Here is an 18,596-nt window from a genome sequence, read left to right on the forward strand (position 1 = left end):
CATCAGCCACGCGGACCGAGACCAGGAGACACCGTGAGTGACGCCCAAGGCCCGGGCGAGAGCGGACCGCAGACCCAAGCTCCCGAGCCGCCCCCATCCTCGCCGCCACCGCCCCGTCCGCCGCTGCCGCCGACCGCGGCCGAGCGCGGCGGGGTGCGCGCGATGTTCCTCAGCATCACCGGCCTGCTGCTTCTCTTCCTGCCCATCCCCGGGGTCGCGCTGATCGGCCTGGCCCTGCTCGTCGCGGGCGTGGTCAACGGCATCCGCGCCCGGCGGCGTGCCCGGCGCATCCTCACCCGCGCGCCGGGAGCCATCGCGGGCATCATCATCGGCGCGATCGGCCTGTGCCTGGCGCTGGCCGGCATCGTGCTCGGCGCGATGGTCGCGACGGAGTTCAACGACTACCAGAAGTGCCGCTCGTCGGCTCTGACGATCACCGACAAGCAGACCTGCCAGGACCGCTACTTCCCGAAGATGGAGCACAAGCTCCACCTGCCCAAGGGGTCGCTGGACCGCTACCGCTCGATGCTCTGACCTACGCGGTCACCGCGGGCGGTCGCGCGGGGGGCGTTTGCGCAGCGGCGTGACCGAGCCGGAGTCCGCGTCCTTGCGGGGCCTGGGCACGCCCGGAAGCTGTTGTCTCTCCCCGATCGGCGTGACGCCGTCGGGCAGCGGCGCCTGCAGGTCGACCGTTGCCAGCACGGGCTCGGGGTCCTCGTCGAACTCCACCCGGCCGGGCACCCGTGTCCGCTCCTCGTCCGGGGCGGCCTCCGCGTCCGCCTCCAGCTCCTCCTGCGGCATGCGGCGCAGGAGCCGCCAGTTGGCCGCCCAGGCGGCGATGGCGGCCGAGACGCCCACCTCCAGCACCGCCATCAGCCCGGTCTGCCACGCCGACGGGCCCATCACGGCCATGCGCGCACCGCCGACCGGGCCGCCCGACAGGGCCGCCAGGAAGGCGACCACGCCGCCGGTGAGCACACCGCACACGAAGCCCCAGAGCGGCGCGGCCTCGCTCACCGCGCTCGGCAGCGCCCGGATGGTCAGCACACCGCCCGCGACGCCCGCGGCGAACGGCACGACGAGCGCCAGCAGGGACACCAGCGGGGCCGGGCCCGGCGCGGGCAGCGCCGCGAACGGCGGGAACGACGGGATCATGCCCACGAACACCCCGGAGGGCGCCACACTCGTCCCCGCGCCGACCGCGAAACCGGGGCCGACGGCGTACGACACGGCCCAGATCGCGGCGTTGGGCAGGTAGGCCAGCGCGACGATGGACAGCAGGATCCCGCCCACGACGCCCGGACTGAGCACGCCGTAGATGTTCGTCATGTCCGAGATGTGAAAGAGCAGCGAGACCAGGAAGATCAGCAGGCCGGACCCGATCAGCACCGCGGTGGCCCCGGTGACTCCGGCGGCCACTGAGCGCGCGCGGTGCGGCAGGATCATCAGCATCGCCACCCAGGGCGAGCCCTTGGTCGTCGAGGCGACCAGGGTGCGCGCCGCGCCGAGGCCGCCCGCGATGAGCGCGAGCAGGAAGCAGGCCAGCAGCGCCTGCCAGGGCGACGGCGACACCACGGTCGAGCGGGCGATGAGCGCGAGCAGGAAGGCGAGGACGGCGTACGGGACGGCGAGCGCCAGCGCGGCGTGCACGACGCCGATGCGGTAACGCCCCCGGACCCGGCCCGTACGGGTGATCCACCCGCCGCCGCGGAACAGCAGCGCGCCCGGCAGGACGATCAGGCCGAGCGGCAGCAGGCCCACCCGTCCGTGCGGCACCGAGAAGCCGGCGTGATGGGAGACCAGCCAGAAGTTGACCGCGGTGCGGAACACGCCCGGCAGGCCGGTGCCAAGGGCCGTACGCGGCGCGGCGATCCAGCCGATCAGCGTGACGGTGGTCAGGGTGGTGAGGCCGAGCCCGGCGCACCAGACGGCGGCGACGATGCCGGAGACGGCGAGCGGGCGGGCGACCACCTCGTCGTCGCTCTCGGGTCGTGGCCTGGCGCGATCCGGTGTCCGGTCCTCGCTCGGCGGCCCATTCGGCTCCGGGCTCATCGGTCACTCACCGTTCCTCGGCTGGCTGGGCACAGGCGGGCACCATGCTCGCAGCCGGACGCTCTCTGATTCGGGCAGCGCGTCCGGCGTGTCGCAGATCATGACGAAGCCCCGGCGCCCGCCTCGGGCACCGGGGCTTCGTGACGACGTCAGCGCGACATGATCTCGCGCATGAGGCGTGCGGTCTCGCTCGGCGTCTTGCCGACGCGGACGCCGACCTTCTCCAGCGCCTCTTTCTTGGCCTCGGCGGTGCCGGAGGAACCCGAGACGATCGCGCCGGCGTGGCCCATGGTCTTGCCCTCGGGCGCGGTGAACCCGGCGACGTAGCCGACCACCGGCTTGGTGACGTGCTGCTCGATGTACGCGGCGGCCCGCTCCTCGGCGTCGCCGCCGATCTCACCGATCATCACGATCGCGTCGGTCTCGGGGTCGGCCTGGAACGCCTCGAGCGCGTCGATGTGCGTCGTGCCGATGACCGGGTCGCCACCGATGCCGATGCAGGTGGAGAAGCCGATGTCACGCAGCTCGTACATCATCTGGTAGGTCAGCGTGCCCGACTTGGACACGAGGCCGATGCGGCCCGGCGTCGTGATGTCGGCCGGGATGATGCCGGCGTTGGACTTGCCGGGAGAGGCGACGCCGGGGCAGTTGGGGCCGATGATCCGGGTCTTGTTGCCCTTGGCCACCGCGTGCGCCCAGGCGTAGGTGCTGTCGTGCACCGGGATGCCCTCGGTGATGACGATGCACAGCGGGATCTCGGCGTCGATGGCCTCGAGCACCGCGTCCTTGCTGAACTTCGGCGGGACGAAGGCCACGGACACGTCGGCGCCGGTCTGGGCCATCGCGTCGGCGACGGAGCCGAAGACCGGCAGGTCCTTGCCCTCGTACGTGGCGGTCTGCCCGGCCTTGCGGGCGTTGACGCCACCGACGACGTCGGTGCCGGCGCGCAGCATGCGCGCGGTGTGCTTGGAACCCTCGGAACCGGTCATCCCCTGGACGATGACCTTGCTGTTCTCTGTCAGCCAGACCGCCATCTCAAACTCCCTGGGAAGCCAGCTCGGCGGCGCGGCGCGCCGCTTCGTCCATGGTGTCGACCTGTTCGAGGACCGTGATGCCGGCCTCGTTGAGGATGCGCCGGCCCTCTTCGGCGTTGTTGCCGTCGAGGCGTACGACGATCGGGCGGTCGACGGTCTCGCCACGGTCGCCCAGCAGCTTGACCGCCTGGACGATGCCGTTCGCGACCGCGTCACCGGAGGTGATGCCGCCGAAGACGTTGATGAAGACGCTCTTGACGGCGGGGTCGCCGAGGACGATCTCCATGCCGTTGGCCATGACCTCGGCCGACGCGCCGCCGCCGATGTCGAGGAAGTTGGCCGGCTTCTGCCCGCCGTACTGCTCGCCGGCGTAGGCGACCACGTCGAGCGTCGACATGACCAGGCCGGCGCCGTTGCCGATGATGCCGACGGAGCCGTCCAGCTTGACGTAGTTGAGGTCCTTCTCCTTGGCCTTCGCCTCGAGCGGGTCGGCGGAGGCCGCGTCCTCCAGAGCCGCGTGCTCGGACTGGCGGAACTCGGCGTTGCCGTCGAGGGTGACCTTGCCGTCGAGGGCGATGACCTTGCCGTCCTGGGTGAGGATCAGCGGGTTGACCTCGACCAGCGTGGCGTCCTCGTCGACGAAGGCGGCCCACAGGCGCTCGATCAGCTCGGCGGCGCCCTCGATGGCCTCCTGGGGCAGGCGCCCGGCGGTCGCGATCTCGCGGGCCTTGGCGCGGTCGACGCCGGTCAGGGCCGCGATCGGCACCTGGGCGACGGCGTCGGGCTTGGTCGCGGCGACCTCCTCGATCTCCATTCCGCCCTCGACGGAGCAGATGGACAGGAAGGTGCGGTTGGCGCGGTCGAGCAGGAAGGAGAAGTAGAACTCCTGCGCGATGGCGCTCGCCTCTTCGACGAGGACCTTGTGGACCGTGTGGCCCTTGATGTCCATGCCGAGGATCTGGCGTGCCTTCTCCTCGGCGTCGGCGGGTGAGTCGGCGACCTTGACGCCACCGGCCTTGCCTCGGCCGCCGGCCTTCACCTGCGCCTTGACGACCACACGCGCGGTGCCGGCGGCGGCGAACTCATCGGCGATCGCGCGAGCCTCCTCCGGCGTCGTGGCGATCTTGCCGGCAGGGACCGGGACGCCGTACTCCGCGAAGAGCTCCTTCGCCTGATGTTCGAACAGGTCCACGGGGGTCCGTCCTTAACGGGATCGACAGGTTGCGACCGCGTCCAAGCGGTCCGCTCCAGACCAGGCAGCCTAGTCGCAATGGGTCCCCCCGCCGACCGCCGGGTCCCAAGGAGTGCTTCGCATCGGTGACACTCGGGTAATGAGGACGTGAACTACAGGTGTTTGCCGCTGTTTGGTCTACTGGGGCCGTGATTTACGGGAGTTGCGGGTGAGTACGAACAGGGCACGGGATGTGCGCCGTGTCGCTTCGTTCCTTCTTGTCGCCGCGCTCACCGCGACCTGCGCCGCGACGATCCCGCAGAACTCCCGTCCCGACTGGCGGAGCCCCGGCCTGATCGGCAACGGCGGCTGGCCGTTCTCCCGCGCCGCGATCGTCGCCGAGGACGCCGAGGGCGCGGCGTACATCCCGGGAAGCTCGGTCCTCGGCCTGCCCGACGGACGAGCCCGGCTGATCCCGTTCGGGCTCGACGACCCGGTGACGCTCCGGCGCGACGACCCGCGCGTGGTCGAGGCCGTCCGCGCCGACCAGGACTGGCTGGCCGCCGGAAATGTGCCCGGATTCACTCCGGCCGAGCGCGACGCCTCCGGGCGCGCCCTGCTCGACCTGCGCATGCTGACGTTGCCGAACGGCGCCTCGACCGCCTCCTGGTACGGCGCGTGGAACTACATGTGGCCGCGCGACGGCGCATTCACCGCGGCGGCGTTCGCGGTGACCGGCCACGGCGAGGACGCCCAGCGGGTGCTGTACTTCCTGGCCCGCGCGCAAGACCACGGCGGGCTGTGGGCGGCGCGGTACCGGCCGGACGGCACGGCCGTCGCTGACGGGCGCCAGGTGCAGCTCGACAGCCTGGGCTGGGTGCTGTGGTCCACGTGGTTCCTGCACCAGACCGACCCGCAGGCGGCGAACCTGACCACGCTGTGGCCGATGGTCCGCCGCGCCGCCGACCGCGCCGCCGACTCCCTGCGCTCCGACGGCCTCCCGCCGCCCTCCCCGGACTACTGGGAGCGCGGCACGTCCCACGAGCAGGTCCCGCACGCCGCGACCCTGGGCGTGTGCGCGCCGCTGCTGGCCGGGCTGCGCGCCGCCGCGTCACTGGCGACGACACGGGGCGAGACCGACGAGGCACAGCGCTGGCACCGGAGCGCCGACCGCCTGGCCCAGGGCATCGAACGGCGCTTCGCCCCGTACGGCTATCCGCGCTCGCCGATCGCGGGCGGCATGCTGGACTCCTCGGTGACGTTCCTGGCGCCGCCGTTCGGCCCGGCGGCACCGGGCGTGCTGGCCGCGGTGACCAAGACGGGCGACCGGCTGCGGCTGCCGACGGGCGGAGTCGTGCCTGGTGAGGGGTACGGCGCGGAGGTGGCGTGGACCCCGGAGACGGGCCTGTTCGCCCTGGCGGCGGCGGCCTCGGGCGACCTGACGGGCGCGCAGGGGTGGCTGACCTGGCTCCTGGGCCACCGCTCGACGCTGGGCTCATTCCCGGAAAAGGTCGACGCGAACGGCACCCAGGCGGGCGTGGCCCCGCTGGGCTGGACGTCCGCTCTGGTCGTCCTCGCCCTGACCGCCGACCAGACGACCCTGCCCAGCCCGCCCGCGTAGTAGGAGAATGCGTCTCACCATCGGCTCGCGCTGAGTTGTGAGGTGCCGCCCGTGCCCGAAAAACCGCGCACGCGCCGGGTCACGCCCGCCCAGGGGCTCCTGAGGCGTCTCCAGGACCGACTGCCGGGCGCCCTGTCGGCACCCGGCGATCGCGCCGACGCCGGCCCACCGGGACCGAATCCCCTGTACTCCGACAGTGAGCTCTTCTACGAGTACATGAAGCTGCTCGACGACGTCCTCGAACAACCGGAGATCCGGTCGGGGCTGTCGGATCAGAACCTGTCCCCCACCACCATGCGGATGACCTGTGTGTCCGGTGCCAAGGACGTGCTGCGCGAGGCGGTGGCCGAGTACACGGCGTACGAGCTGGCGCTGGCGGGCTACCGTGAGGCGCTCGTCGAGGGGCGCCGGCCGGGAAACCGGGACGCCGGGGACCACGCCCTGCGCCTCCTGTCGGTCCTCCTGGGCGTCACCGGAGCGGTGGCGATCGTCGTCGGCTCGGTCGCCGGGCGCTGGTGGGGGCCGGTCGCGTTCCTCTGGAAGCCCGGCCTGGCCGCGCTGGCGGTCGGCGTCCTCGCCTTCACCATGGCGCTCGTCCGGATGACCGAGGCCGGCGTCCGCCTGCTGGGCGGGGAGATCACCGGTGTACGGGGCGGCGAGCTGGACCGGGCGCGGCGGATCCTTCTCGACACGGTGCGCGCCCAGCACCTGCTCGCGTTCGTCCGCACGAAGATCAACGAGGCCCGCCGGTCGACGCTCGGCGAGGGTTTCATGGTGACCGCGAGCCCGGGGCTCAGCGAGGTGAACGACTCCGCGTACGACGTGCCCACCGAGATCACGGCGGAGATGGACGAGCTGGCCGGCCGCCTGGCCGGCGGCAGCATCGGGGTGGCCGGGCCGCGCGGCTCCGGCAAGTCCACGCTGGTGCGGGGCTACTGCGAGGACCCAGGTTACGGCTCCGGCGACCTGCGCTGCATGGTCGCCGCGCCCGTCGACTACGCGGCACGCGACTTCATCCTTCACCTGTTCGCCACCTTCTGCCGCTGCGTGCGGGCGCAGGTCGGCCGCTCGTGGGACGACGCGGACGACGAGCCGCCGTATGTGCGGTGGGCCACCGGGCTGACGGAGATGGCGCTGAGCCTTTCACTCTGGAGCGGCGCGCTCCTGCTGTTGTTCCGGCACCGCGTGGCGGCCGTCGTGGACCGGCCGGCGAGCCTCGTCGTCTACGCCGGCCTGGGAGTCGCGGCGTACGGGTTCCTCGGCATGGCCGCGCGGGCGACATTGACACTGCCGGGCGGCCGGGAACGCTTCGCCGAGGTCTGCACCGGCGCCGCGCTGAACACGTTACGGCCGGCGCTGCGCTGGGGCGCGGTCGGCGCCGGGCTGCTGTACTTCCGTGGCGACATCGCCGGCCGGCTCGGCCGCTCACCGCGCCTGGTCGAGTACGGCGCCTGGGCCGTCATCGCCGTCGGCGCGCTCTCGGTGCGGGCCACGTTCGCCCGCGAGCGGCGTCGCGTGCTGGGCGGCCGGGCGATGGCCCTGCGCCGCCTGATGGCCGCCGCGGGCCGCAACCTGGAGCGGGTGCGTTACCTGCAGACGAGCTCGTTCGGGTGGAGCGGCGGGCTGAAGCTGCCGTTCGGGACGGAGGGGTCGCGGACCCGCGGCGTCTCACGCGCCGAGCAGCCCATGAGCTATCCCGAGATCGTGGACGAGTTCCGGGCGTTCGCCGCGGAGGTCGCCGCGTTCCTGGACGAAGACGGCAACCGTGTCTTCATCGGGGTGGACGAGCTCGACAAGATCGGCTCGGCCGAGCAGGCCGAACGCTTCCTGAACGAGATCAAGGGCGTCTTCGGCATTCCGCACACCTATTTTCTCGTCTCGGTCTCCGACGACGCGCTGACCTCGTTCGAGCGCCGGGGTCTGCCGCTCAGGGACGCCTTCGACAGCTCCTTCGACGAGATCGTCCGTGCCGATCCGCTGACCTACCTGGAGTCGCGGCGGCTGATCTACCGGCGGGTCATCGGGCTGACCGAGCCGTACGTCGCGTTCTGCCACTGCCTGTCCGGCGGGCTGGCCCGTGACCTCATCCGCGCGGCCCGCCAGGTCGTACGCGCCGGTCAGCACGGCGTCGAACCGCGCGGGTCCGGCGAGATCTGCGCGACCATTCTCGGCGAGGAGGTGCGGCGCAAGCTGACCGCGACCGCGCAGGTGATCGCCGCGATGGAGGGCGCGGAGCAGGCCGGGCCGTTGCTGGAGCGCCTGTTCGCGATCACGCATACGCCGTCGGCCGTCCGGCCGACCCTCGGGTTGCTCAAGGAGATCGGCGCGGCCGGCCCCTCAGAGCCCGCCCCGCTGGTGGCCGTCCATCGTGACCTGACCGCGTACCTGTACTTCTGCGCCACCCTCCAGGACGTGTTCGGGCAGCGTGTCGAGGAGTCCGTTCTGCTGTGGGCCACGGCGGACGGGGACCGCCATCCGGGGCACTTGGACACCCTGGCCACCGTACGGCTCACGCTCGGGCACAGCGCTCACGTCGCCTGGCAGCTGGTCGACGGGCTTCGCGACGCCTGGTCGTTTCCGCGTGCGGAGATCTAGCCTTCGGCGACCGGTTCGCGGGCGTCCTCGCCGACGTTGGCGCGGACCCACTCGACGATCTCCTGGGTGGTCGCGCCCGGGGTGAAGATGCGGGCCACGCCGAGCTTTTCCAGCTCCGGGATGTCGCCGTCCGGGATGATGCCGCCCACGAAGACCGAGATGTCCAGGGCGTCGCGTTCCTTGAGGAGCTCGAAGACCTTGGCGCACAGCGTCATGTGCGCGCCCGACAGAACGGACAGGCCGATGCCGTCGGCGTCCTCCTGCAGTGCCGCCTCGACGATCTGCTCGGGGGTCTGGTGCAGGCCGGTGTAGATGACCTCCATACCGGCGTCGCGCAGCGCTCTGGCGACGACCTTCGCGCCCCGGTCATGGCCGTCGAGACCGGGCTTGGCGACGACCACGCGGATCGGACCAGCCATTACCGCCTCCATCCTCGGATACTCCGCACACTAGGGCCTGCTCGAGACAGGCTCCAGCCGTACGGTACCCGTGGCGGCCCCGCCGAAGACGGGGCCGCCCTCGGATGGCGTCAGGTCACCTCGTTCAGCTCACCGCTCTTGACGTCGTACACGAAACCGCGCACCGAGGACTTGTCCGGGATGAACGGACTCGCCGTGATCCGTGCGATCGACTGGCGTACGTCGTCCTCCAGGTCCGGGAAGGCCTCGGCCGCCCACTCGGGCTTGATCCCGGTGTCGGCCTGCACCTGCGCGCGGAACTCGTCGTCGGTGAACGTCAGCATCCCGCAGTCGGTGTGGTGGATCAGCACGATCTCCTTCGTGCCGAGCAGCCGCTGGCTGATCGCCAGCGACCGGATCTCGTCCGCCGTGATCACGCCGCCCGCGTTGCGGATGACGTGGGCGTCGCCTTCGGACAGGCCCAGGAGGCCGTACGGGTTGAGCCGCGCGTCCATGCAGGCGACGATCGCGACGCCCTTGCCGGGAGGCAGCGGGAGGTCGCCCTTGTCGAACCCGGCGGCGTAGCGCCGGGCGTTGTTCAGTAGTTCGTCCGTGACGGACATTCGACCGCTCCTTCTCGCCGTCAAGAGGGGACCGGGGCGGGCCACAGGCCTGCAGGCGCCGGCCTGCGACCCTCAGGACTGAGCTGGTCGAACAGGTAGAGGCGACGGCTCACCCAGAAGACGTCGAGCAGGATCCCGGGTCCGTCCGCCATGAGGAGATCTCAGCACACAACACGCTCCGTGGCCAGACCTCCACCCTCAGAGAAGGCTCGAGAGCAACCGCTCCTGGAACGCGGCGGCGTCCGCGCGTACGGCCACCCTGACCGCCGGGCGGTCGCCGTCGTCGGCGTACCGGCGCCGGTCCCACAGCGTCGCCCCGCGCGTACGGTCACCGCGCAGCTCGACCCGTACGGGCCGTTCGGTGTACTCCCCCAGCGAGGGGTCCACCGCCAGCATGGCGGCGAGCGCGTCGTGGATCACCGCGCCGCGTACGCCCAGGGAGCGGTGGTACGCCGTGACGTAGAACTCCAGGATCCGGCTCGCGAACCGCGCGACCTCTCCCTCACCGGCGGCCAGCCGGTCCAGCCACGCCCCGTCCAGTGCGGTGGGGTGGGTGACGTCGAGCGGTACGAGGGTGAGCGGCCAGCCGGCGGCGAAGACGAGTTCGGCCGCCTCCGGGTCGTGCCAGACGTTCGCCTCGGCGTGGCCGGTGATGTTGCCGTGGTGGTCGAAGGCCCCGCCCATGACGACGACCTCGCGGAACAGCCGGGGCAGCCGGGGTTCGAGCAGGAGCGCGATGCCGAGGTTGGTCAGCGGGCCGACGGCCAGGAGGGTCAGCTCGCCGGGGTTCGCCCGCGCCAGCCGTACGATCTGCTCCGGCGCGGAGACGTCGGCCGGGCGCGCGGCCGGCTCGGGCAGCCCGATGTCGCCGAGGCCGTCCGTACCGTGCCACTCGTCGGCGAACTCCACCGGCTGGGCCATCGGGCGTCCCGCGCCGACCGCCACGGGCACGTCGTGCACACCCGCGCGCTCCAGCACCCGGAGGGTGTTCAGCGCCCCGGTCTCCGGGGCGACGTTGCCGTGCACCGTGCCGATCGCCACGAGGTCGATCTCGCCCGATCTGACCAGCGGGGCGAGGTACAGCAGCGTCAGCGCGTCGTCGATGCCCGTGTCGCAGTCGAGCAGGATCCTGGTCTTCAACGCGTCTCCGGTCACTGGGCGGGCACGATCGTGAAGGCCTCGGCCAGCCGTCCCTCGGCGAGGCCGCCGCGTTCGGCGTTGGCGGACAAAAAGCCGCGCAGCATGCCCTCGAGGTCGGCGTTGTGGGCGACCTGGCTGACGTGCGAGCGCAGCGCCGCGAGCTTGCGATCGAAGACGTCGGTGACGTCGACGAAGTGGTCGCCCGCACGCCCGCCGGTGATCCACACCTCGCGGGCGGTCCACGCCTCGTGGCCCTCGGCGCGCAGTTCGGGGAAGGCGTACGGGTTTCGCGCGTCCGGGTAGACGGCGTCGAGCGCGGCCGAGCCCACCGCGCGGTGGTCGGGGTGGCTCGGGGCGAGCCGCTGGTAGTTGCGCTCCGGGCTGGGGATCATCACCCGGTCGGGCCGTACCTGCCGGATCACCCGCGCGATGTCGCGCCGCAGGTCGAGGGTGGCCTCGACGCGTCCGTCGGGGTACCCGAGGAAGCGGACGTCGCCAACGCCCACGCACTTGGCCGCGGCCCGCTGCTCGGCGCGGCGGAGCGGCGCCATCTCCTCGCGCGGAAGATCGTCGTCGAAACCGCCCGCGTCACCGTCCGTCACCATGAGGTAGGCGACCTCGACGCCGGCGTCGGTCCAGGTCGCGACGGTCCCGGCCGCGGCGAAATCGACATCATCGGGATGGGCCATCACAACAAGCGCACGCGCCACGTCTTCGATCACTGTCACATCTTAGGACCGGCCAGGATCACCAGGGCTTTACCCGTCTCACCACCATCAAGTCTGGCGTTTTCGGAGTACGCGGGGTATTCCGGACAGATGAAGAAACTGATCGACGCCGTTGACGACGTTGTCCTCGACGCCCTTCGCGGCATGGCCGCCGCGCACCCGTCGCTGCGGGTGGACCTGGAACAGCGGATCATCGTACGAGGCGACGCGCCGCGTACGGGCAAGGTCGGCCTGGTCTCCGGAGGAGGTTCCGGACACGAGCCGCTGCACGGGGGTTTCGTGGGGTACGGCATGCTCGACGCCGCCTGCCCGGGTGAGGTGTTCACCTCGCCGGTACCCGACCAGATCCTCGCCGCGACGACCGCCGTCTCCGGCGGCGCCGGGGTCGTGCACATCGTGAAGAACTACACCGGTGACGTGCTGAACTTCCAGATGGCCGCCGAGCTCGCCGAGGACGAGGACGTCGAGGTCGTCCCGGTCGTCATCGACGACGACGTGGCGGTGCAGGACAGCACCTACACCGCCGGCCGCCGCGGCACCGGCGCGACCGTCTTCGCCGAGAAGATCGCGGGCGCGCTCGCCGAGTCCGGCGGCCCGCTGGCGGACGTGGCGGCGGCGGCCAAGGAGGTCAACGAGCGGAGCCGGTCGTTCGGCGTCGCGCTGACGGCCTGTACGGTCCCGGCCGCCGGTCAGCCCACCTTCGAGCTCGGCCCCGACGAGATCGAGCTCGGCATCGGCATCCACGGCGAGCCCGGCCGCGAGCGTACGAAGCTGCGTACCGCCTCGGAGATCGTCGACTTCTCGCTGTCGGCGATCAACGACGACATGTCGCTGGACGGGGCCGAGCTGCTCGTGATGGTCAACGGCATGGGCGGCACCCCGCTCATGGAGCTGTACGGCGCGTACGCGGCGGCGGAGAAGTGGCTGACCGGGCACGGGGCGACCGTCGCGCGGCGGCTGGTCGGCAACTACGTGACCAGCTTGGACATGGCCGGCAGCATGATCTCGGTCTGCCGCCTGACGCCGCGGCTCACCGAGCTGTGGGACGCGCCGGTGGAGACGGCCGGCCTGCGGTGGGGGCGCTGATGGACGCCCGCGAGTGGATCGCCTGCTTCTCCGCGCTGGTCACGGCCGACGCCGAACGGCTGACGCGGCTCGACTCGGCGATCGGCGACGGCGACCACGGCTCGAACCTCGACCGCGGTCTGCGGGCCGCCGTGTCGGCGCTGGAGGGCGCCGACCTGCCGCCCGGCAAGGTGCTGATGACGGCCGGGCGGACGCTGGTCTCCAAGACCGGCGGCGCGTCCGGACCGCTGTACGGCACCGTGCTGCGCCGGGCGGGCAAGGCGCTCGGCGACGCCTCCGAGGTGGACGCCCCTGGTCTCGGGGCCGCGTTGCGCGCCGCGCTGGAGGGCGTCCAGGAGCTCGGGAAGGCCGTGGAGGGCGACAAGACGATGGTCGACGCCCTGGCCCCGGCGGTGGCGGCGTACGAGGCGGCGGCCGGGGACGGCCTGGCCGCCGCGGCGTCGGCCGCGCTGGACGCGGCGTCGAAGGGCGCCGAGGCGACCGTGCCGCTGCAGGCCCGCAAGGGCCGGGCGAGCTATCTGGGGCCGCGGAGCGTGGGCCACCTCGACCCGGGCGCGGCCTCGACGGTCCTGCTGTTCCGCGCCCTCGCCGAGGTGAGCTGATCTCCATGGCCAATGTGGGAATCGTGCTGATCTCGCACAGCCGGACGCTCGCCGAGGGCGCCGCCGAGCTGGCCCGGCAGATGGGCGTGGGCGAGGTGGCCGTGGCGGCCGCGGGCGGTACCGAGGACGGCGGGCTGGGGACGAGCCTGGAGCTGCTGGAGTCGGCGGTACGCGAGGCGGAGCAGGGCGCCGGGGTGGTCCTGATCGCCGATCTGGGCAGCTCGGTGCTGACCGCCAAGACGTATCTGGAGGACCTGGAGGACGCCGAGACCGAGGTGGTCCTGGCCGACGCGCCGTTCGTGGAGGGCGCGGTGGCCGCCGCCTCGGCCGCGGCGGGCGGTGCCGATGTGGCGGCCGTGACGAAAGCGGCGGGAGAGGCGTACGACTTCCGCAAGACGTGATTCCGGCGGTGCCGGCGGCGGGTCAGGGCGTGGGCTCGCAGCGGCGTTTCAGGCCCTCGGCCTCCAGGCCGATGTAGTGACGGACCAGCTTGGCCGTGAACAGCCCTACGAGCGGTGCGAGGAAGCCGGTCAGGTCGACGGTGAGCCGTACGGTCGCCCGGCCGTCGCCGCGCGGGTCGACGTAGTGGCCGCCGGTGACGGTCACGCCCGGCGACTTCGCCGCCCAGTCGAAGGCCCGGCCCGGCTCGTACTCCGTGACGGTGTACGTGGCCGCCGGCAGGCGGGGCTGCCGTACGCGTGCCTTGCTGCCGCTGCCGAACGGGCCGTCCTCCAGCCGCCGTACCGAGATCATCGACTTGGTCCACTCCGGCCAGCGCTCCACGTCGGCCAGCACCGCCCACACCGCCTCCGGCGCGGCGTCGATGTCGTTCTCGATCTGGTAGCGCACGGGGGCCTCCCGAAGTCGTCGATCTTCCTCACTTTTACCAGGCGCGCCCGGCCGGAGGCGCGGGCATCCGGGAGGATCGGGCCGGCCGGTTGGGGCGGCTCGCCGCGCGTTGTCGGTTCCAGGCCGTAGGCTTCTTTGAGTGTCCACGCTCGTAAGCCATCCCCTTCTCGACGGCCTCAACGACGCCCAGCGCGCGGCGGTCGTGCATCACGGCGGCCCGCTGCTGATCGTCGCCGGAGCCGGCTCTGGCAAGACCCGTGTGCTCACCCATCGCATCGCCCACCTCCTCGGTGAGCGCGGCGCGCAGCCCGGGGAGATCCTGGCGATCACGTTCACCAACAAGGCCGCCGGTGAGATGCGCGAGCGCGTCGAGGCGCTCGTCGGCAACCGGTCGCGTGCCATGTGGGTGATGACGTTCCACTCGGCGTGCGTGCGCATTCTGCGGCGTGAGGCCAAGCGGCTCGGGTTCCCCAGCGGTTTCTCGATCTATGACCAGGCCGACTCGCAGCGGCTCATGGCGCTGGTCTGCCGCGAGCTCGACCTCGACCCCAAGCGATACCCGCCGCGCGGCTTCTCCGCCCAGGTCTCCAACCTGAAGAACGAGCTCATCGACTACGAGACCTTCCGCGGTCAGGCCTCGACCCATCTCGAAAAGACGCTCGCCGAGGCGTACGAGACCTACCAGGCCCGGCTCCAGCAGGCCGGCGCGCTCGACTTCGACGATCTGATCATGACGACCGTCAACCTCCTGCAGGCGTTTCCGGACGTCGCCGAGCACTACCGGCGGCGGTTCCGGCACGTGCTGGTGGACGAATACCAGGACACCAACCACGCGCAGTACGTCCTCGTACGCGAGCTGGTCGGCCAGCAGGGCGACGACGACGAGCTCGCCCCCGCCGAGCTGTGCGTGGTCGGCGACGCCGACCAGTCGATCTACGCCTTCCGCGGCGCGACGATCCGCAACATCCTGGAGTTCGAGCGCGACTACCCCGACGCGAGCGTCATCCTCCTGGAGCAGAACTACCGCTCCACCCAGACCATCCTGTCCGCGGCCAACGCGGTGATCGAGCGCAACGCCGACCGTAAGCCGAAGCGTCTCTGGTCCGACCAGGGCAACGGCCCGAAGGTCACCGGCTACGTCGCCGACAACGAGCACGACGAGGCCGCGTTCGTCGCCCAGGAGATCGACCGGCTCAGCGACGACGAGGAGATCAAGCCCGGCCAGGTCGCGGTCTTCTACCGCACCAACGCGCAGTCCCGTGTCTTCGAAGAGGTCTTCATCCGCGTCGGCCTGCCCTACAAGGTCGTCGGCGGCGTCCGCTTCTACGAGCGCAAGGAGATCCGCGACCTGCTCGCCTACCTGCGGGTCCTCGGCAACCCCGAGGACACGGTGAGCCTGCGGCGCATCCTCAACGTCCCCAAGCGCGGCATCGGCGACCGGGCCGAGGCCTGCGTCGAGGCGCTCGCGGGCCGCGAGCGCGTCTCGTTCTGGCAGGCGCTGCGGCGGGCCGAGGAGGCCCCCGGCATCGCCACCCGCTCCCTCAACCAGATCAAGGACTTCGTCGCCCTCCTCGACGAGCTGGGCGAGATGGTGGAGACCGCCACGCCGGCCGAGCTGGTCGAGGCCATCCTGGTCAAGAGCGGCTACCTCGCCGAGCTGGAGGGGTCGCGCGACCCGCAGGACGAGACCCGCGTCGAGAACCTCCGCGAGATGGAGTCGGTGGCGGCCGAGTTCGAGGAGCGGCTCGCCACGGGCGCGCTGGCCGTGTCCGGCGAGGGCGAGGGCGAGGGCGAGGAAGTACGGGAACGGCCCGCCGAGGGCCGGCTCGTGGAGTTCCTCGAGCAGGTCGCCCTCGTCGCCGACGCCGACCAGATCCCCGGCGGGCAGAACGGCGTGGTGCCTCCCGGCGAGCGCAGCCCCGAGGGCGGCGACGGCGTCGTCACGCTGATGACCCTGCACACCGCGAAGGGCCTGGAGTTCCCGGTGGTCTTCCTCACCGGCATGGAGGACGGCGTCTTCCCGCACCTGCGCTCGCTCGGCGACCCCAAGCAGCTGGAGGAAGAGCGCCGGCTCGCGTACGTCGGCATCACCCGTGCCCGGCAGCGGCTCTACGTCTCCCGCGCGACGATGCGCAGCGCCTGGGGCGCGCCCTCCTACAACCCCGCCTCGCGCTTCCTCACCGAGATCCCCGAGACCCTGGTCGAGTGGGAGCGGTCCGAGGCGGCCGGCAAGGGCACGCCCGCGATGGCCTCGCTCTCCCAGCGGCCCGGCGTACGCTCCCCGGGCAACCGCGAGGTTCCGGCGCTCTCCACGGGCGACCGGGTCGTCCACGACGCCTTCGGTCTCGGCACCGTCGTGACCGTCGACGGGGCGGGAGAAAAGGCGGCGGCGACCGTTGACTTCGGTGGCGACTACGGAGTCAAGCGATTTGTCCTGCGTTACGCGCCGATACAGAAGCTCTAAAAAGGTTGCACGGCCGAAATGGCCGGATGCGGGCGTCGACATGTTGCGGGTGGACCTGCATGATGCACCTGGGAGCACCTGCGGCCCGTATGGGAGGAAAATGGGGCGGTTGGCGCGGCGTCTCCTCGTCGCAGTCGTCTTCATCGTGACAACGGTCTGGTTCGCCTCTCCGGCCCTCGCCGCTGACAACCCCTCCGTCACGCCTCTGTCCGCGACCGCGTGGGCGGTCGCCCCCGTGCCCGGCACCTACCACGTCCCCGCCTACCGCGCGCCGGCCGCCGCCCCGCGCCTGGTCGTCTGCGAGCGTGGCGCCCGGCTGACCGGTCTGGCCCGCGAACTCGCGGGCGAGTGTGCCTACCACCAGATCCAGCAGGCGGTCGACGCCGTACGGGCGCGCGGGACCACGATCTACGTGCTGCCCGGTATCTATCACGAGCCGGCCTCCCTCGCCGCGCCCAAGGGCCACTGCGCCAAGCTCGACGACGGCGCCCCGCTCGCGTACGCCGACCAGGTCGCCTGCCCGCACGTGCAGAGCCTGATCAGCATCACCGGCCTGAACGACCTGCAGATCGAGGGCCTCGGCGGCCCGGTGATCATCGAGGGCAAGAAACAGGTCGGCATCCTCGCCCAGCGGGCCGACGGCTTCTACCTGCGCGGCGTGACCGTACGCGGCTTCGGCGAAGACGGCGTGAGCGTCAGCGAGACCGACGGTTTCGTCCTCGACCAGGTCACCGGCCTGGCCAACGGCGGGCACGGGCTCGCCTCCTCCACCTCCGACCACGGGCTGATCACCGACTGCGCCGCGTCCGGCAACAACGACGCGGGCATCTCCACGGCCTCGGCCGCCGACCAGAAGGGCGGTCGGCTGTCCGTCGAGATCCGCCGCTGCCGGTCGTACGGCAACCTGATCGGCTACTCCGGTACGGCGGGCGACTCGGTCTACGTCCACGACAACCAGTTCAACGGCAACTCCACCGGCGCCATGCTCGACAGCAGCGTGCAGGCGATCGGCATGCCGCAGAACCACGCGATGTTCGTCGCCAACCGCGTCTTCGGCAACAACGCCGACTTCTACCGCGGCTGCGGCGCGACGTGCCCGCGGCGCGCGGTTCCGGTGGGTACGGGACTGCTGCTCGCGGGCGGCGACGAGAACACCTACGCGAGCAACCTGGTCTATGACAACTGGCGGTACGGCATCGCCCAGTACTGGATCCCGGCGAGCCGGCGCGGCGAGACCGACCCGGCCAAGCAGCGCGACACCTCCCACGGCAACCGTTATGTCGGCAACCTGATGGGCGTGACACCCTCCGGCACTGCGGCGCCGAACGGCGTCGACTTCTGGTGGGACGAGCAGGGCGACCGCAACTGCTGGCAGAGCAACGCCTCGCCGGCGGGCGTGCCGCGCAGCGACCCGGCGACGCTGCCGACCTGCGACCATCCGTCGGCCGGCGGCCCGTACGCGCAGCAGGGCAACCCCTTCAAGACCGCGATCACCACCGCCTGCGCGGCGTACCGGCCGGGCCGCGCCGACCCGCCCGGCTGCTCCTGGCTGAGCCCGCCGCCGCACCCCTAGGGCCCGCTTCGGGGCCCCGCCCGAGACAGGCCCTAAACCAGGCGCCGGGCGGCGGCCCAGCGGGAGAGTTCGTGGCGATTCGAGAGCTGGAGCTTGCGCAGGACGCTGCTCACGTGGGTCTCGACCGTCTTGACCGAGATGAACAGCTCCTTGGCGATCTCCTTGTACGCGTAGCCGCGCGCGATCAGGCGCAGGACCTCGCGCTCGCGCTGGGTGAGCTGGTCGAGTTCGGGGTCGATGGCGGGTACGTCCGCGGCGGCGAACGCGTCCAGGACGAAGCCCGCGAGCCGGGGTGAGAAGACCGCGTCGCCCTCGGCGACCCGCTCGATCGCGTTGGTCAGCTCCCCGCCGGAGATCGTCTTGGTGACATAGCCGCGGGCCCCGCCGCGTACGACGCCGATGACGTCCTCGGCGGCGTCGGAGACCGACAGGGCGAGGAAGCGCGTCTCGGAGGGAAGGACCTGGCGCAGCACCTCGACGCCACCGCCACCGGGCAGGTGCACGTCGAGGAGCACGACGTCCGGTCGGTTCGCCTTGATCACCGCTATCGCCTCGTCGACGTCGCCGGCCTCGCCGACGATCTCGACGGACGCGCCCAGCTCGGCCTTCACGCCGCTTCTGAACATCTGGTGGTCATCGACCAGCACAACGCGGGTCATC

General features: G+C 71.7%; 17 protein-coding genes. 8 read left to right on the forward strand and 9 right to left on the reverse strand.

The annotated features are described in order from the left end of the window. Positions 1-33 precede the first annotated feature (33 nt). Positions 34-534 carry a hypothetical protein gene (locus QWU11_RS31420; RefSeq protein ID WP_290118089.1) on the forward strand — a complete coding sequence of 167 codons (501 nt, stop codon included), beginning with the start codon at positions 34-36 and terminating at the stop codon, positions 532-534. 9 nt (positions 535-543) lie between these two features. Here QWU11_RS31420 and QWU11_RS31425 read toward each other — a convergent pair whose 3' ends face one another. From QWU11_RS31425 to sucC, 3 genes are all read right to left on the reverse strand, one after another. Continuing rightward, positions 544-2,052, reverse strand: coding sequence for a DUF6350 family protein (locus tag QWU11_RS31425; RefSeq protein WP_290118090.1), 1,509 nt, complete (start codon positions 2,050-2,052; stop codon positions 544-546). 149 nt (positions 2,053-2,201) lie between these two features. Beyond that, entirely contained in the window at positions 2,202-3,086 is an 885-nt protein-coding gene (gene sucD, locus QWU11_RS31430; protein WP_290118091.1) for a succinate--CoA ligase subunit alpha, read from the reverse strand. Between the two features lies 1 nt (position 3,087). Beyond that, positions 3,088-4,278 (reverse strand): ADP-forming succinate--CoA ligase subunit beta, encoded by a 1,191-nt coding sequence (gene sucC / locus QWU11_RS31435; protein WP_290118092.1) that lies wholly within the window; start codon positions 4,276-4,278, stop codon positions 3,088-3,090. A gap of 232 nt (positions 4,279-4,510) precedes the next feature. Here sucC and QWU11_RS31440 point away from each other — a divergent pair, with 232 nt between their 5' ends. Then, positions 4,511-5,878 (forward strand): glycoside hydrolase family 15 protein, encoded by a 1,368-nt coding sequence (locus QWU11_RS31440; protein ID WP_290118093.1) that lies wholly within the window; start codon positions 4,511-4,513, stop codon positions 5,876-5,878. 51 nt (positions 5,879-5,929) lie between these two features. Continuing rightward, positions 5,930-8,473, forward strand: coding sequence for a hypothetical protein (locus QWU11_RS31445; RefSeq protein ID WP_290118094.1), 2,544 nt, complete (start codon positions 5,930-5,932; stop codon positions 8,471-8,473). Here the strand turns inward: QWU11_RS31445 and QWU11_RS31450 are convergent. The 4 genes from QWU11_RS31450 to QWU11_RS31465 all read right to left on the reverse strand — a co-directional run bounded on the left by QWU11_RS31450 (position 8,470) and on the right by QWU11_RS31465 (position 11,323). Then, positions 8,470-8,892: a cobalamin B12-binding domain-containing protein gene (locus QWU11_RS31450; RefSeq protein ID WP_290118095.1), complete on the reverse strand. Its 423-nt coding sequence runs from the start codon at positions 8,890-8,892 to the stop codon at positions 8,470-8,472. The two genes, QWU11_RS31445 and QWU11_RS31450, sit on opposite strands and share 4 nt — an antisense overlap. A 110-nt stretch (positions 8,893-9,002) precedes the next feature. Next, positions 9,003-9,494 carry a carbonic anhydrase gene (locus tag QWU11_RS31455; RefSeq protein ID WP_290118096.1) on the reverse strand — a complete coding sequence of 164 codons (492 nt, stop codon included), beginning with the start codon at positions 9,492-9,494 and terminating at the stop codon, positions 9,003-9,005. 198 nt (positions 9,495-9,692) lie between these two features. Beyond that, positions 9,693-10,634 carry a nucleoside hydrolase gene (locus QWU11_RS31460; protein ID WP_290118097.1) on the reverse strand — a complete coding sequence of 314 codons (942 nt, stop codon included), beginning with the start codon at positions 10,632-10,634 and terminating at the stop codon, positions 9,693-9,695. Positions 10,635-10,645: 11 nt separating this feature from the next. Next, entirely contained in the window at positions 10,646-11,323 is a 678-nt protein-coding gene (locus QWU11_RS31465; protein ID WP_290118194.1) for a PIG-L deacetylase family protein, read from the reverse strand. A gap of 129 nt (positions 11,324-11,452) precedes the next feature. On the opposite strand from QWU11_RS31465, the gene dhaK reads away from it, so the two are divergent. Genes dhaK through dhaM form a run of 3 tightly spaced genes read left to right on the forward strand, consistent with a single transcriptional unit; the run spans position 11,453 to position 13,451 of the window. Continuing rightward, positions 11,453-12,448: a dihydroxyacetone kinase subunit DhaK gene (gene dhaK, locus QWU11_RS31470; protein WP_290118098.1), complete on the forward strand. Its 996-nt coding sequence runs from the start codon at positions 11,453-11,455 to the stop codon at positions 12,446-12,448. Next, complete coding sequence (dhaL, locus tag QWU11_RS31475; RefSeq protein WP_290118099.1) at positions 12,448-13,050, forward strand: dihydroxyacetone kinase subunit DhaL; 603 nt, start codon at positions 12,448-12,450, stop codon at positions 13,048-13,050. The genes dhaK and dhaL overlap by 1 nt, the downstream gene beginning before the upstream one ends. Positions 13,051-13,055: 5 nt before the next feature. Further along, positions 13,056-13,451, forward strand: a complete 396-nt coding sequence (dhaM, locus tag QWU11_RS31480; RefSeq protein ID WP_290118100.1) for a dihydroxyacetone kinase phosphoryl donor subunit DhaM — start codon at positions 13,056-13,058, stop codon at positions 13,449-13,451. A 22-nt stretch (positions 13,452-13,473) separates the two neighbouring features. Here dhaM and QWU11_RS31485 read toward each other — a convergent pair whose 3' ends face one another. Next, positions 13,474-13,899 carry an SRPBCC family protein gene (locus QWU11_RS31485; RefSeq protein ID WP_290118101.1) on the reverse strand — a complete coding sequence of 142 codons (426 nt, stop codon included), beginning with the start codon at positions 13,897-13,899 and terminating at the stop codon, positions 13,474-13,476. A 139-nt stretch (positions 13,900-14,038) separates the two neighbouring features. Between QWU11_RS31485 and pcrA the strand changes: the two genes are divergently transcribed. Together pcrA and QWU11_RS31495 are read left to right on the forward strand one after the other, a co-directional pair. Further along, on the forward strand, positions 14,039-16,363 hold the full coding sequence (gene pcrA, locus QWU11_RS31490) for a DNA helicase PcrA (protein WP_290118102.1): 2,325 nt from the start codon (positions 14,039-14,041) through the stop codon (positions 16,361-16,363). A gap of 109 nt (positions 16,364-16,472) precedes the next feature. Then, a complete protein-coding gene (locus QWU11_RS31495; protein ID WP_290118103.1) occupies positions 16,473-17,936 on the forward strand; it encodes a right-handed parallel beta-helix repeat-containing protein in 1,464 nt (487 codons plus the stop codon). A gap of 32 nt (positions 17,937-17,968) precedes the next feature. On the opposite strand, the gene QWU11_RS31500 is transcribed toward QWU11_RS31495, so the two are convergent. Then, the gene (locus QWU11_RS31500) at positions 17,969-18,595 is read right to left on the reverse strand and encodes a response regulator transcription factor (protein ID WP_290118104.1); all 627 of its coding nucleotides are present in this window, start codon (positions 18,593-18,595) and stop codon (positions 17,969-17,971) included. Position 18,596 lies beyond the last annotated feature (1 nt).

This window comes from Actinomadura sp. DC4, assembly GCF_030406325.1.
Lineage (GTDB): Bacteria > Actinomycetota > Actinomycetes > Streptosporangiales > Streptosporangiaceae > Actinoallomurus.

Excerpts from the sequence above, each read along its gene's own strand:
- sucD (WP_290118091.1), bottom strand. The coding sequence starts at position 3,086 with ATGGCGGTCTGGCTGACAGAGAACAGCAAGGTCATCGTCCAGGGGATG.
- dhaK (WP_290118098.1), top strand. The coding sequence starts at position 11,453 with ATGAAGAAACTGATCGACGCCGTTGACGACGTTGTCCTCGACGCCCTT.
- dhaM (WP_290118100.1), top strand. The coding sequence starts at position 13,056 with ATGGCCAATGTGGGAATCGTGCTGATCTCGCACAGCCGGACGCTCGCC.
- QWU11_RS31500 (WP_290118104.1), bottom strand. The coding sequence starts at position 18,595 with ATGACCCGCGTTGTGCTGGTCGATGACCACCAGATGTTCAGAAGCGGC.
- QWU11_RS31425 (WP_290118090.1), bottom strand. The coding sequence starts at position 2,052 with ATGAGCCCGGAGCCGAATGGGCCGCCGAGCGAGGACCGGACACCGGAT.
- QWU11_RS31465 (WP_290118194.1), bottom strand. The coding sequence starts at position 11,323 with ATGGCCCATCCCGATGATGTCGATTTCGCCGCGGCCGGGACCGTCGCG.
- QWU11_RS31450 (WP_290118095.1), bottom strand. The coding sequence starts at position 8,892 with ATGGCTGGTCCGATCCGCGTGGTCGTCGCCAAGCCCGGTCTCGACGGC.
- dhaL (WP_290118099.1), top strand. The coding sequence starts at position 12,448 with ATGGACGCCCGCGAGTGGATCGCCTGCTTCTCCGCGCTGGTCACGGCC.
- QWU11_RS31455 (WP_290118096.1), bottom strand. The coding sequence starts at position 9,494 with ATGTCCGTCACGGACGAACTACTGAACAACGCCCGGCGCTACGCCGCC.